This is a genomic window from Paracoccaceae bacterium Fryx2 (genome assembly GCA_032334235.1).
In the GTDB taxonomy this organism is placed as follows: Bacteria; Pseudomonadota; Alphaproteobacteria; order Rhodobacterales; family Rhodobacteraceae; genus JAVSGI01.
Genome location: JAVSGI010000005.1, coordinates 283,945 through 297,479, shown reverse-complemented (window position 1 = coordinate 297,479; position 13,535 = coordinate 283,945). Strand labels below are relative to the sequence as shown.

Here is a 13,535-nt window from a genome sequence, read left to right as displayed (position 1 = left end):
GCAAGGGGGGCCGGCGCCGTCCGGCCCCCGCACGACCGGAGTCCGCGATGCGCGCCACCCTCAAACGGCTGATCTGGGCCGACTATCTGATCCTGGCCTGCCTTGCGGCGCTGGGGGTTTTCGTCTGGCTGCGGATCGCGGGCACGCTGAACTACACCTGGGCGTGGGAGCGGATACCGAACTACATCCTGCGCTGGGATGAAACGACGGGCCGCTGGCTGCCCAATCTGCTGTTGCAAGGGCTGATCACCACGATCCGCATCAGCCTTTATGCGGGCCTGCTGGCGCTGGTGCTGGGGGTCGGCCTCGGCCTCGCGCGGGTGTCGCGCAATGCCGTGCTGCGGATGCTGGCGCGCACGTATCTGGAGCTTCTGCGCAACATCCCCCCGGTGGTGGTGGTGTTCATCTTCTACTTCTTCCTGTCGGAACAGATCATTGCCGCCACCGGCCTTGAAGGCTGGGCCCGCGGCATCGCCCGCCGCCCGGAAGGGGCGGGCCTCTGGGGGCTGTTTTTCGGTGACATGCGGCGCTTTCCCGAACTGATGTCGGGGGTGATCGTGCTGGCGCTGTTCGAAAGCGCCTTTGTCGGAGAGATCGTCCGGGCGGGGATTGAATCGGTCGGGCGCGGCCAGCGCGAGGCCGGCGCTTCGCTGGGCCTGACGCGGATGGATACCATGCGCTTCGTGGTGCTGCCGCAGGCGATGAAGTCGGTGACGCCGCCGCTGGCAAACCAGTTCATCTCGCTGGTCAAGGACAGCTCGATCATCTCGCTGATCTCGGTGCAGGATCTGACCTACAAGACCGGCGAGCTGGTCGCCTCGACCCGGATGATCTTCGAGGCCTGGATCACCGCGGCCGGCCTCTATTTCCTGCTGTGTTTCAGCCTGTCGCTGCTGTTTCGCAGGCTGGAACGCCGACCCGACCGGCGCTGAGGCGACAGTGCACCCGAATAGCGCGACCTGCCGGGGGGCGGCGCTTTACGCCCGCCCCGGCCTCGTCTAATCAGGGGTCAGCACGAAAGGCAGTCCCCATGCGCATTCTGATCACCAATGACGACGGCATCAACGCACCGGGGCTGGAGGTTCTGACCCAGATCGCGACCGAGATCGCAGGCCCCGGGGGCGAGGTCTGGACGGTGGCGCCGGCCTTCGAGCAGTCGGGCGTCGGGCACTGCATCAGCTACACCCACCCGATGATGATCCTGAAACTGGCGCCGCGCCGCTTTGCCGCCGAGGGCAGCCCGGCCGACTGCGTGCTGGCCGCACTTTACGACGTGCTGCAGGGCGCGCGGCCCGATCTGGTGCTGTCGGGCGTGAACCGGGGGAACAACGCGGCAGAGAATGTGCTTTACTCCGGCACGATCGGCGGCGCGATGGAGGCGGCCTTGCAGGGCCTGCCCGCCATTGCGCTGTCGCAGTTCCTTGGCCCCGAAACCGAGGGGCTGGCCGATCCGTTCGAGGCGTCGCGCAGTCATGGGGCGGCAGTCGTGCGGGCGCTTCTGGACAAGGGGTTGTGGGATGGTGGCGATTACCGGCTGTTCTACAACGTGAATTTTCCGCCGCTTCCCGCCGCGGCCGTGCGCGGCCACCGCGTCGCGGCCCAGGGCTTCCGCCGCGACACCTCTTTCGGGGTCGAGCCGCACATTTCGCCCTCGGGCCGCCGCTTCCTGTGGATCAAGGGCGGGCCACAACATTCCCCCACCCTGCCCGGCACCGACGTGGCGGTGAATCTCGACGGCTACATCTCGATCACCCCGCTGCGGGCCGACCTCACGGCGCATGACCGCCTCGCCGAACTGGAGGCGAGCCTCGGATGACGGATGGCGACCCGCCGGACGCAGACGACATCGCCATGCGCAAGATGCGCTTCCTGTTCGCCCTGCGCTCGCGCGGGGTCACCGATGGCCGGGTGCTGACCGCGATGGAGCGGATCGACCGCGGCCGCTTCGTGCGCGGCCTGTTCGCAGACCGCGCCTATGAGGACATGCCGCTGCCGATTGCCTGCGGCCAGACCATCAGCCAGCCCTCGGTGGTCGGGCTGATGACCCAGGCGCTGGAGGTCAGCCCGCGCGACAAGGTGCTGGAAGTCGGCACCGGCTCTGGCTACCAGGCGGCGATCCTCAGCCAGCTTGCCCGCCGCATCTACACGGTGGACCGCCACCGCCGTCTGGTGCGCGAGGCGCAGGAGGTGTTTCGCGACCTCGCCCTGACCAACATCACAGCCTTTGCCGCCGACGGCAGCTTCGGTCTGCCCGAACAGGCGCCGTTCGACCGCATCCTGGTGACCGCCGCCGCCGAAGACCCGCCCGGCCCGCTCTTGGCGCAGTTGCGGATCGGGGGTATCATGGTGCTGCCGGTCGGCCAGTCCGACACGGTGCAACGCCTGATCAAGGTCACCCGGAATGAGGGTGGCTTCGACTACGAAGAGCTTAGACCCGTGCGGTTCGTGCCTCTCGTGGAAGGCATCGGAACCGAATAGACCAGCCCCGGACTGAACCGGGCGAAACGTGAGGCCGAGCAATGACAATGACTGTTTCGCGGATGCGCGCCCTCTGGCTCGGCACGGCACTGGCCGCGCTCGGGGCCTGCACGACATCCGAGATGGATTGGGACCTGCGGTCCCGCGCCGGGTCGCTGAACACCGCCGACGCGGCGCGCCAGGCCACCGCCGAACGCCCGAGGGCCGACGACCGGGGCGTGCTGTCCTACCCCGGCTACCAGGTGGCGCTGGCGCGGCAAGGTGATACGGTGGCAAGCCTGTCGGCCCGGGTCGGGCTCGATGCGGCCGAGGTGGCACGGCACAACGCGCTGGGTGTCGGTGATCCGCTGCGCGGGGGCGAAGTGCTGGCCCTGCCACGCCGGGTGGCCGAACCGCCCAGAGGCACCGCCGGGGCCATTTACGGCTCGCCGATCACAACCGACCGGATCGACGTGACCAGCATTGCCTCTGGCGCCATCGACCGCGCGTCAGGCAGCAGCAGCAGCAGCAGTGCCCCCGCAGGCTGGCAGACCGGCCCGCAACCCGTCGCGGCCGCCAGGGCCGAACCCGCCCGCCACAAGGTCGCGCGCGGCGAGACCGCCTATTCCATCGCCCGGACCTACAACGTCTCGGCCCGGTCCCTCGCCGACTGGAACGGGCTTGGGCCCGATCTCGCGGTGCGCGAGGGCCAGTTCCTGATGATCCCGACCGCGCTGCCCGGCGAGGCACGGCCCACCGCATCGGTCACCCCGCCCGGCGCCGGCTCGCCCACGCCCGAGCCGCCCTCGGCCGCCAAGCCGCTGCCCGCCGAAAAGACCGCGGCCGCCGCCGCCCCGACCCCCGGCACCCCCGCCTCGCCCGACCTTGGCGCCTCCCGAACGGCCGCTTCGGCAGCGCGCTTCGCCATGCCGGTCGAAGGCAAGATCATCCGCGGCTACGTGCAGAAGAAGAACGACGGCATCGACATCGCCGCGGCACCGGGCACGCCGGTAAAGGCGGCGGCCGACGGCACGGTGGCCGCCATCACCAAGGACACCGATCAGGTGCCGATCCTGGTGCTGCGCCATGCCGACAACCTGCTGACGGTCTATGCCGGGATCGACGGCATCAAGGTGGCCAAGGGCGCCACCATCCAGCGCGGCCAGACCCTGGCGGTGATCCGCGCCGCCAACCCGGCCTTCCTCCATTTCGAGGTGCGCAAGGGCTTCGATTCCGTCGACCCGATGCCCTATCTGCAATGAGGCGCAGCAGGGAGGGCCGCGATTTTTCTACGAAAAATCACCCTTCCCGCCGACCTGCGCCGGGTCACGGGGCGGATTTTTCGTAGAAAAATCGTCGTCCTGAAGCCGGACCCCATGGCGCGCGGCAAGGTCGGTGAAGAACTGCCACGCCACCCGGCCCGAACGCGCGCCGCGCGTTGCCTGCCATTCGATGGCTGCGGCGCGCAGGTCGTCTACCTCCACCGCCACGCCATGCGCCGCGCAGTAGCCGTCGATCATTGCCAGATACTCGTCCTGCGTGCAGGGGTGGAAGCCCAGCCACAGCCCGAAGCGGTCCGACAGCGACACCTTTTCCTCCACCGCCTCCGACGGGCTGATGGCAGTCGAGCGTTCGTTCTCGATCATGTCGCGCGGCATCAGATGGCGGCGGTTCGAGGTGGCATAGAGGATCACGTTGGCCGGCCGCCCCTCGATCCCGCCATCCAGCACCGCCTTCAGCGACTTGTAGTGCTGGTCGTCATGGCTGAACGACAGGTCGTCGCAGAACAGGATGAACCGCTGGTCCGATGCGCGCAGGTGCTTGAGCAGCCGCCCGACCGACGGCAGATCCTCGCGGCTCAGTTCCACGATCTTCAGCGCCAGCCCCTGCCCGCACACCGCCGCATGAACCGCCTTGACGAGGCTCGACTTGCCCATCCCGCGCGCGCCCCAGAGCAGGGCGTTGTTGGCCGGCAGGCCGCGGGCGAAATGCTGCGTGTTTTCCAGAAGGATGTCGCGGGCGCGGTTCACCCCGACCAGCAGGCCAAGGTCGACCCGCGACACCTTTGCCACCGGCTCCAGCCGGTCGGGGGCGGTGTGCCAGATGAAGGCATCTGCGGTCACGAAATCGGGGGCAGCCATCGGCGCCGGGCTCAGCCGTTCCAGTGCCGCCGCGATGCGGGCAAGGTCGGCGCCCGCAGTCATGCCTTGCCGGTATCCTCGTCCTCGTCATCAACCCACAGGCCCTCGGCCCGCAGCCGCGCCTCGCGCTTCTTCTCGATGCGCGAGATCAGGAAGATCGAAACTTCGTACAGCGGGTAGATCGCGAGGAACAGGATCATCTGCGACATGACGTCGGGCGGCGTCACCAGGGCCGCCACGATCAGGATCATCACGATGGCATATTTGCGCATCCCCTTGAGCCCTCGCGACGACACCAGCCCCGCCTTGCCCATCAGCGTCAGCAGCACCGGCAACTGGAAGCACAGCCCGAAGGCCAGGATGAAATTGGTGGTCAGCGCCAGATACTGCTCCATCGACCCCTGGAACACCACGCCAGCCGTGCCCGGCGCGGGCGTCACCTCGCCGTCGATCATCCCGGGGTCGGTGACCATCATCTGCTGGAAGCCGAGGAAGAAATCGAAGGCAATCGGCAGAACGACATAAAACGCGAACAGCGACCCCATGGCGAACATGATCGGCGAGGCCAGCAGGAAGGGCAGAAACGCGCCCTTTTCCGACTTGTAGAGGCCGGGGGCCACGAACCGCCACATCTGGTAGGCAATCATCGGAAAGGCCAGCATGAAGCCGCCCATGAACGAGATCTTCACCGCGACGAAGAAACCTTCCTGCAGCTTGATCAGCACCAGCCCGCAATCCTGCCCGCGCAGGGCCAGCGCGTCGCAGATCGGTTGGGTCAGAAAGTTGAATATCGGGTTCCACACCGTGAAGCACAGGATCATCCCGACAAGAAAGGCCCCGATCGAATACATGATCCGGTTGCGCAATTCTGTCAGATGCTCGATCAGCGGCGCGCTGCTGTCCTCGATGTGGTCGCTGCTCATGCGTCGTATTTCCCGGTTGTCGGCGTGCCGGGGGCGGGTTTCGCGGGCGCGTCGTCGAAATCGTCAAACTCTTCGTCGGCGGCAATTTCGGCGCGGGTGGCCGCCGCGGCCAGTTCGGCGCGCCTTGCGGCCTGTGCATCGGCCAGTGCCTGCGTCGCAGGCCCCATGGCCGCGGGCGCGGCCGCTGCCGCAACGGCAGCCGCCGGAACCGGGCCTGCGGGCTTCACGACGGGTTTTTTCAGCGGGTCCCAGGCTTCGAACTTGGTCGCGGCCTGCTTGACCGCATCCAGCCCGAGGTTCTTCGAGGAGGTGGCGCTGCGCAGATCGTCGGCCACGTCCTTGACGCCCGACTCCTTGGCCGCCGACTCCATCGCGCGCGAGAACTCGCGCGCCATGCCGCGTGCCTTGGCGGTGAAGCGGCCCATGGTGCGGAACATGTCGGGCAGATCCTTCGGCCCGATCACGATCAGTGCCACGACCCCGATCACCAGCAGTTCGGACCAGCCGATGTCAAACATGCGTCACCTGCCCAAATCCGCACAAGACCATCAGACCTTGTCTTTGTCCGCAACCGGGGTGACATCGCGCGTCACGTCTGCGGTCTTTTCGATGGTGGTCGACTCTTCGCTGACACCCTTCTTGAAGGCGGTGATGCCCTTGCCGACTTCACCCATCAGCGAGCTTACCTTGCCGCGCCCGAACAGCACCAGCACGACGATTGCGATCAGGATCAGGCCCATCGGGCCGATATTGTTGAACATGGGTTGCTCCCTAATGGCCGCACCCGTGCAGCCTCTGACGATTGCCTAGTCTGTCATTTATTGTGTCGCAGGGCCAGTTCAAAGCCCCATTCCGCCGCAGGACATGTTTTTTCGCCAAAGCGGGCCCGGGCGGGCGGAACATGGCTGAAACCAGCCGCCCTAACGCCCGACCGGAAACACGAAACAGCGGTCGCGGCGGAACATCAGCCACAGCACCGTGCCGGTCTTGGGCAGAAACACGCCGGGCACCGAGGCTGTCAGCCGCAGGTCGCCATGGTCCATCGCGAAGTCCACCAGGCTTTCCCGGCCCAGATAGCGGGCACGGATCACCGTGCCACGCGCGGGCGTGCCATCCTGCGGCGTGGGGTTCGGCCCGCGCCCGCCCCGGTCGAAGTCGATCTTCAGATGCTGCGGGCGGATCACGATCTCCACCCGCCCGCCATCGGGGTGGCCCGGGGTCAGGAAGGCGCCGAACGGGGTTTCGGTCAGCGCCCCGCGCGAAACGCCGGGGATCACGTTGATGTCGGAAAAGAACGCCGCCGCCGCCTTGTCCATCGGCGCGTTGTAGACGTTGTAGGGCGATCCGCGCTGCACGATCCGCCCGGCGCGCATCAGCGCGATCTGGTCGGCCATCCGCATCGCCTCGTCGGGTTCGTGCGTCACCAGCAGCACGGCGGCGCCTTCCTCCTTCAGCACCTCCAGCGTGGTGTCGCGGATGCCGTCGCGCAGCCGGTTGTCGAGGCCCGAAAACGGCTCGTCCATCAGCATGACGCGCGGGCGCGGGGCGAGGGCGCGCGCCAGCGCCACCCGCTGCTGCTCGCCCCCCGACAACTGGTGCGGATGCTTGGCACCGAAGCCGGTCAGGTTCACCCGCTCCAGCAGTTCATCAACCCGGCGCGCTTTCGCCGCACGGTCGGTCTTCAGCCCGAAGGCCACATTGTGCGCCACCGTCAGATGCGGGAACAGCGCGAAATCCTGAAACATCAGCCCGACCGAGCGCGCCTCGGGCGGCAGATGGGTCACCCCGTCGCAGACCACCCGGCCGTCGATCGCGATGCAGCCGTTCTCGGGGCGTTCGACCCCGGCGATCATCCGCAGTGTGGTGGACTTGCCGCAGCCCGAGGGGCCCAGCAGGCACATCACCTGCCCCGGCGCGATGTCGAGCGAAACATCCGCCACCACCGGCGCGCCGCCGAAACCGCGGGTCAGGCGTTGCACCATCAGACGGGGGACAGGTTGGGTCAATCCGCTATTCCGAGCAATTCGATAGGATTTCGCGGATAGCAGGCGGGGCGGCAGGGGGCAAGGGGCGCGCACCCCACCCTGTCAGAAGAACACCGGGTTCGACCAGGCCCGCCTGCCCGCCGCATCGATCACCGACACCCGAAGGAAGGGCGAGCCCGACCGCGTCAGCCGGGCCAGCGGCACCTCGGTGCGCGTCATCGAATGGCCGTGCAACCCCGTCGCCGCCGTGCCCGCCCCCTGGATGATCACCGACATCACGGCCGAGCTTTCCACCACCACCCGGTCGCCCTCGATCCGCACGTCGCGCAACTCGGGCCCCTGCGAGGAGTAGAACTCGCCCGCCTTCAGCGCCGCCAGCAGCGCCTCGGGGGTATTTTCGGGCGCCTTCACCATCACCCAGCCGCCGAAATGGTCGGGCTCGTAGAAATGCGCGTCGTCGGTGGCGATCAGGCTCAGCCGGCGGCCCTCGGTCAGCAACAGGTCGGCAATGGAAAAGCCGTCTGGCCGGTCGCAACCGTTGGCGCAGCCGTGGTTGTAGATCTCGACCGCGTGGGCCGCCTCGATGCTCCGCGCATCGGCCAGCGTCAGCCCCGACCATTGCGGATGCGCCACCGCGACGAAGGCCCCCGCCGCCACCGCGCGGGCGGCGATCTCGGGGCCGGTCTCCATCCCTTCCACCACCGAGAAATCGGGCGCATGGCCGGGCGCGAAATCGGGCGGCAGGCCCACCGCCAGAATGTGCCAGAGTTCGCCGTTCGCCATCGGCCCCGAATGCAGTTCGGCGCCAAGGATGGTGGTGAAACCCTCGCCCCGGAACGGCACGGTATCGACCAGCGGATAGCCGTAGCAGCCGATGAAATGGTCGGTCAAGGCAAGGAAGTCGTAGCCCTCGGCGCGGTAGCGGCGGCAGACCTCGGCCGGGGACAACACGCCGTCCGACCGGGTGGAATGGGTGTGCAGGTTGCCGCGCCAGAAGCGGCCGGGGGCGGTGAAGGCGGAGAGGCGGGTCATGGCGGGCTCCTTTGCGGTTTGAGGGTCAGGCGACGCGGCGGCCCTGCACCCAGGTGCCGCGCACCACGGCCGCCGGGCCGAGCCGCGCGACGCGAATCACGTCGGCCCGCGCGCCGGGGTGCAGATAACCACGGTCGCGCAACCCCGCCGCGGCGGCCGGCGCGCGCGTCACCGTCGCCACCCCTCGCGGCATGTCACCCCACAGATCCCCCAGCATCAGCCCCGCCGACAGCAGCGCCGAGGGCACGTAATCCGACGACACGATGTCCAGCAGCCCCGCCTCGGCCAGCGCCTTGGCCGCCACGTTGCCGGAATGCGAGCCGCCCCGGATCAGGTTCGGCGCGCCCATCATCACCGCGATGCCGTTGTCGCGGCAGGCCTGCGCGGCCTCCTGCGTCGTCGGAAACTCGGCGAAATGCGCGCCATGCGCGGCCGAGCGCACCACATGCGCGGCCTCGGTGTCGTCGTGGCTCGCCAGCACCGCGCCATAGCGCCGCGCCTCGGCCACCGCCGTCGCCTCGTGCAGCGCCCCCATCCGCGCCGACAGCGCCTGCTGGCCGGAGACATGCTCGGCAAACTCGGCCTCGGAATAGCCGTGCTTGCCGCATACGTAGTTCTTCAGCTGCGTCACGTCGCGGAACTGGCGCTGGCCGGGGGTGTGATCCATCAGCGAGACGATCCCGACCCGGTCCACCGGGCCGAACTTCGCCATCTCCTCGACCAGCGTCTCGGAACAGATTTCCGCCCGCAGATGCAGGAAATGGCTGATGCGCAGCGCGCCATGTGCCCGCAAATCAAGGATCTCGTCGGCCAGCGCGCGGGCATATTCGCCATAGTTGCCCTTGGCCTTGCTGATCACCGACCCGACCCGCAGCGCATCGAACACCGTGGTGATGCCGACGCCCGCAAGCTCGGTGTCATGCGCGATGATCGCCGAGGCGTGCGGCCAGTCGACCTTGGGGCGCGGCTCGATGTGGCGTTCCAGATTGTCGGTGTGCAGTTCCACCAGACCGGGCAGCACCAGATCGCCCTCGCAGTCCACCCCGCCAATCGGAATGGCCCGGCCCTGCCCGATCTCGGCAATCCGCCCCTCGACAAGACGCAGGCTGCCATGCACCACTTCACCGGGCAGGATCAGGGTTGCGTTGGCGAGGACGATTTCGGTCATGGCATATTCCTTTCGGCGCGTATCGGATCGAGGCAGGCGGTCTGGCAGGGTCTTGTCACAGGCATGTGACATACGCACCCCAGACAGGCGAAAACAACAGGCAGGCACAGATGCAGGGATTTGAACGCTACGCAATCTACTTTGCGCCCGATCCGGGGCCCTTGGCCGATTTCACCGCCGCCTGGCTGGGCTGGGATGCACAGGCCGGGGTGAGGGTGGTGCAGCCCGACATTCCCGGCCTGCCCCGCCCTGTGGAGGAGATCACCGCCACCCCGCGCAAGTATGGCTTTCACGGCACCGTCAAGCCGCCCTTCCGGCTGGCGCGGGGCTCTGACGTGACCGACCTTCATGCTGCAATGCTGGCGCTGTGCGGGCATCTGGCCCCGGTGTCCACCCCTGCACTGGCGCTGCACCGGCTGGGCGGTTTCGTGGCGCTGACCCCGCTGGGCGACCCGGCGCCGCTGGCAGACCTTGCCGCCCGGGTGGTCGCGGCGCTGGACGGCTTTCGCGCCGTCCCGACCCATGCCGAGCTTGCCCGCCGCCGCCCCGAAAGGCTTAGCCCGCGCCAGCGCGAGCATCTCGACCGCTGGGGCTACCCCTATGTGATGGACGAGTTCCGCTTTCACCTGACGCTGACCGGCAACCTGCCGGAAGCCGAGGCCGATCAGGTGGTGGAAGTGCTCGCCCCCGTGCTGGCCCCCCTGCTGCCCGCGCCCTTCCGGGTGTCCAGCCTGTGTCTGTTCGGGCAGGCCGAAGACGGTCTGTTCCACCTGTTGCACCGCTACACCCTGACCGGTTGAAGGGCATCCAGAAACGCCGCCACCGCCGTTTCCAGCGCGCCCGCGTTCTGCACCTCGCGCACCGGCAGGCCGGGCGGGAACGGCTCGGGCGCGCGGCTCAGGCGGCGTGCGATGTCCTCCGCGCTTTCGCGCCCCCGCGCGGCCAGCCTTGCGGCCAGCACCGGCACGGGTGCGGTGACATGGATCACCACCAGCCCCGGAAACGCCGCCCCCGCCTGCGCCAGCATCGCCCGGCTGCCGTTGAAGATCACCGTCCGCCCCGCCGCAAGATCGGCAAGCACGCCTACAGGGATGCCGTAGCGCAGCCCATGCGCCTGCCAGTCCAGCACGAAGCCCCCCGCCGTGCGGCGCCGGGCGAATTCTTCCGCCGTCACCCCCTCGAACGGCTCGCCCCCCGCCGTCTCCGGCCGGGTGATGACCCGGCGCACGATCACCAGATCGGGCCGCACCCGCCGCGCCGCGTCGATCAGCGTATCCTTGCCCGCCCCCGACGGGCCGACCACGGCAAGGATCGCCCCCGGCATCAGGCCACGGCCATGGTCGTGGGCGAAGGCGCGGGCGTGGGCGTGAAGCCGGTCACGTTTACCTCGCGGTCGCAGACCCGCGCCCGCGCCTCGGCGTCGTGGAAGATGCCCAGGATCGCCGCCCCCCGCGCCTTGGCCTCGGCAATCAGCCCCAGCACCACCTCGCGGTTGACCGCATCGAGGCTGGCGGTCGGCTCGTCCAGCAGCAGCGCCGGGTACGGGTGGGCAAAGCCGCGCGCGATGTTGACGCGCTGCTGCTCGCCGCCCGAAAACGTGGTGGGCGACAGGCCCCACAGCCGCTCGGGGATGTTCAGCCGCGCCAGCAGGCTTTCCGCCCGCGCCCGCGCCGCATCCGCAGGCATCCCCAGCACGCGCAGGGGTTCGGCCACCACATCGCGCGTCGGCACCCGGGGCACCACCCGCAGGAACTGGCTGACATAGCCCAGCACCCCGCGCCTGAGCGCGATGATCTCGCGCGGGGCGGCGCGGGCGACATCGACATCCCCCACCATGATCGACCCGGCCTCTGCCAGATAGTTGCCCCAGACCATCCGCATCAGCGTCGACTTCCCCGCGCCCGAGGCACCCACCAGCGCCACGCATTCGCCGCGCGCCACCGAAAGATGCGCGCCCGCCATCACCGGCAGCACGATGCCACCCTGATTGTGCAGGGTGAAGCTTTTCCCCAGCCCCTCGATCCGTATCATCGCCGCCCCCTTGCCACCGTCACAGCCAGTTCCGCCACTTGAAGAACAGATAGGTGCCCACCGCCGAGGCGAGCATCAGGCCGATTGCCATCGGATAGCCGTGAACCCATTCCAGTTCCGGCATCAGCTTGAAGTTCATGCCATAGGCCGAGGCGATCACCGTCGGGGGCAGGAACACCACCGCCACGACCGAGACGATCTTGATCGTCTGGTTCTGACTGAGGTTGATCATGCCCAGCGTCGCATCGGTCACCAGCGCAACCCGGCTTGAGATGAAGTCGCCATGCACCGCCAGCGCCTGCACGTCGCGCATCAGACCCTTGATCACTGGACGCAACGCCTCGCTGCCCGGACGTTCCGCGATGGTCTGCCCGAAAAAGCTCACCGCCCGCTCGATGGTCAGCAGCGCCAGCCTCACCCGGCCCAGCAGGTCGCCCTCGCGCCCGACGCGTTCCAGCGTCGCCTGCAACTGCTCGGGCCGGCGCGGGCCGGGCGAGGCGGTGAAGATCGACCGCGACACCTCGTCCAGCGTCTTGCCGCTGCCCTCCAGCAGATCGGCCAGCCGCCCCACGACTTCCTCGATCAGCCCAAGGAACACCTGATCGGGCGTGGCACAGCCCGGACCCACCTTGTCGGCCCGGTCGGGGTAGGTCTCGAACGGACGCGGCACGTGGTGGCGCACCGTGATCAGCCGTGTCTGGCTGCGGATGAAGGTCACCGGCCCCGCCATCGCCGCCTTGGTTTCCGACAGGCCGGGCAGCACAACGGTCATGTAGTCCACCCCGTTTTCGCGGTAGAGCCGGTTGGAAATCTCGATTTCCTCCATTTCGGCCAGCGTCGGCACCTCGACACCGAAGGCCGCCACCTGCGCCACCTGCCCCGGCAACGGCCGGTAAAGATCGACCCACAGCGCATCGGCAATCCCGTCCTGCGGGCCGAGGCGTTCCAGCTTTCCGGCGGCGTCGGGGCGATAGGCGAACAGCATGGCTACACCTGCAGGACAGAGGAGGCCAGAAGCTGGGTATAGCCATGCTGCGGATCATCCAAGACCTGATCGGTCAGCCCCTGCTCGACCACCCGCCCGTCCTTCATCACCATCAGCCGGTCGGCCAAGAGCCGCACCACCGCCAGGTCATGCGTGACGATGATCGCCGAAAGCCCCATCTCGCGCACCAGACCGCGCAAGAGGTCCAGCAGACGCGCCTGCACCGACACGTCCAGCCCCCCGGTCGGTTCATCCATGAACACCAGACGCGGCCCGGTCACCAGATTGCGCGCGATCTGCAGCCGCTGCTGCATCCCGCCCGAAAACGCCTGCGGCCGGTCATCGATCCGCCCGGCGTCGATCTCGACCCGGCCCAGCCAGTCCAGCGCCTGCCCCCGGATGGAACCATAGTGCCGCGCCCCCAGCGCCATCAGCCGCTCGCCGACATTGCCCCCGGCCGAGACCCCCATGCGCAACCCGTCGCGCGGGTTCTGGTGCACGAAGGCCCAGTCGGTGCGCGCCAGCATCCGCCGTTCGGGCTCGGCCATGGTCACCGTGTCGCGCGGGCCCGCGGACGTGTCGAACACCACCTGCCCGGCATCGGGCACCAGATGCCCCGCCATGCAGGACAGCAGCGTCGATTTCCCCGACCCGCTTTCGCCGACGATCCCCATCACCTCGCCCGGCCACAGCTCGAACGAGACATCCGCACAGCCGATCCGCGCGCCGTAGCGTTTCGTCAGACCCCGGACCTGCAACAAGGGTGCGGTCTGTGGTTTCTCTTTGGCACAAATACCCAATTCCGCCCCCTCC

16 protein-coding genes are annotated in these 13,535 nt (G+C 68.4%); 5 read left to right on the top strand and 11 right to left on the bottom strand.

Annotated elements, in window-relative coordinates:
• Positions 1 to 47: 47 nt before the first annotated feature.
• From RNZ50_10690 to RNZ50_10675, 4 genes are all read left to right on the top strand, one after another.
• On the top strand, positions 48 to 932 hold the full coding sequence (locus tag RNZ50_10690) for an amino acid ABC transporter permease (protein ID MDT8855471.1): 885 nt from the start codon (positions 48 to 50) through the stop codon (positions 930 to 932).
• Between the two features lie 98 nt (positions 933 to 1,030).
• On the top strand, positions 1,031 to 1,816 hold the full coding sequence (gene surE, locus RNZ50_10685; protein MDT8855470.1) for a 5'/3'-nucleotidase SurE: 786 nt from the start codon (positions 1,031 to 1,033) through the stop codon (positions 1,814 to 1,816).
• Positions 1,813 to 2,478: a protein-L-isoaspartate(D-aspartate) O-methyltransferase gene (locus RNZ50_10680; GenBank protein ID MDT8855469.1), complete on the top strand. Its 666-nt coding sequence runs from the start codon at positions 1,813 to 1,815 to the stop codon at positions 2,476 to 2,478. The genes surE and RNZ50_10680 overlap by 4 nt, the downstream gene beginning before the upstream one ends.
• A 41-nt stretch (positions 2,479 to 2,519) precedes the next feature.
• Positions 2,520 to 3,719 (top strand): LysM peptidoglycan-binding domain-containing M23 family metallopeptidase, encoded by a 1,200-nt coding sequence (locus RNZ50_10675; GenBank protein MDT8855468.1) that lies wholly within the window; start codon positions 2,520 to 2,522, stop codon positions 3,717 to 3,719.
• A gap of 27 nt (positions 3,720 to 3,746) precedes the next feature.
• Here the strand turns inward: RNZ50_10675 and RNZ50_10670 are convergent, their stop codons facing one another.
• The 7 genes from RNZ50_10670 to RNZ50_10640 form a co-directional block, all read right to left on the bottom strand.
• A complete protein-coding gene (locus RNZ50_10670) occupies positions 3,747 to 4,661 on the bottom strand; it encodes an ATP-binding protein (GenBank protein ID MDT8855467.1) in 915 nt (304 codons plus the stop codon).
• Entirely contained in the window at positions 4,658 to 5,530 is an 873-nt protein-coding gene (tatC, locus tag RNZ50_10665; protein MDT8855466.1) for a twin-arginine translocase subunit TatC, read from the bottom strand. Before tatC ends, RNZ50_10670 begins: the two co-directional genes overlap by 4 nt.
• Complete coding sequence (gene tatB, locus RNZ50_10660) at positions 5,518 to 6,039, bottom strand: Sec-independent protein translocase protein TatB (protein MDT8855465.1); 522 nt, start codon at positions 6,037 to 6,039, stop codon at positions 5,518 to 5,520. The genes tatC and tatB overlap by 13 nt, the downstream gene beginning before the upstream one ends.
• Before the next feature lie 30 nt (positions 6,040 to 6,069).
• Entirely contained in the window at positions 6,070 to 6,282 is a 213-nt protein-coding gene (gene tatA / locus RNZ50_10655) for a twin-arginine translocase TatA/TatE family subunit (protein ID MDT8855464.1), read from the bottom strand.
• A gap of 159 nt (positions 6,283 to 6,441) precedes the next feature.
• On the bottom strand, positions 6,442 to 7,503 hold the full coding sequence (locus RNZ50_10650; GenBank protein ID MDT8855463.1) for an ABC transporter ATP-binding protein: 1,062 nt from the start codon (positions 7,501 to 7,503) through the stop codon (positions 6,442 to 6,444).
• A 105-nt stretch (positions 7,504 to 7,608) separates the two neighbouring features.
• The gene (locus RNZ50_10645; GenBank protein ID MDT8855462.1) at positions 7,609 to 8,538 is read right to left on the bottom strand and encodes a CehA/McbA family metallohydrolase; all 930 of its coding nucleotides are present in this window, start codon (positions 8,536 to 8,538) and stop codon (positions 7,609 to 7,611) included.
• Between the two features lie 25 nt (positions 8,539 to 8,563).
• Entirely contained in the window at positions 8,564 to 9,706 is a 1,143-nt protein-coding gene (locus RNZ50_10640; GenBank protein MDT8855461.1) for an alpha-D-ribose 1-methylphosphonate 5-triphosphate diphosphatase, read from the bottom strand.
• Positions 9,707 to 9,816: 110 nt separating this feature from the next.
• Here RNZ50_10640 and RNZ50_10635 point away from each other — a divergent pair, with 110 nt between their 5' ends.
• Positions 9,817 to 10,506, top strand: a complete 690-nt coding sequence (locus tag RNZ50_10635) for a DUF1045 domain-containing protein (protein MDT8855460.1) — start codon at positions 9,817 to 9,819, stop codon at positions 10,504 to 10,506.
• Here RNZ50_10635 and phnN read toward each other — a convergent pair.
• Genes phnN through phnK form a run of 4 tightly spaced genes read right to left on the bottom strand, consistent with a single transcriptional unit; the run spans position 10,488 to position 13,522 of the window.
• A complete protein-coding gene (gene phnN, locus RNZ50_10630; GenBank protein ID MDT8855459.1) occupies positions 10,488 to 11,030 on the bottom strand; it encodes a phosphonate metabolism protein/1,5-bisphosphokinase (PRPP-forming) PhnN in 543 nt (180 codons plus the stop codon). The two genes, RNZ50_10635 and phnN, sit on opposite strands and share 19 nt — an antisense overlap.
• Complete coding sequence (gene phnL / locus RNZ50_10625) at positions 11,030 to 11,737, bottom strand: phosphonate C-P lyase system protein PhnL (GenBank protein MDT8855458.1); 708 nt, start codon at positions 11,735 to 11,737, stop codon at positions 11,030 to 11,032. Before phnL ends, phnN begins: the two co-directional genes overlap by 1 nt.
• Before the next feature lie 19 nt (positions 11,738 to 11,756).
• Positions 11,757 to 12,722, bottom strand: a complete 966-nt coding sequence (locus RNZ50_10620; protein ID MDT8855457.1) for a magnesium transporter CorA family protein — start codon at positions 12,720 to 12,722, stop codon at positions 11,757 to 11,759.
• Positions 12,723 to 12,724: 2 nt separating this feature from the next.
• Entirely contained in the window at positions 12,725 to 13,522 is a 798-nt protein-coding gene (gene phnK, locus RNZ50_10615) for a phosphonate C-P lyase system protein PhnK (GenBank protein ID MDT8855456.1), read from the bottom strand.
• Between the last annotated feature and the right edge of the window lie 13 nt (positions 13,523 to 13,535).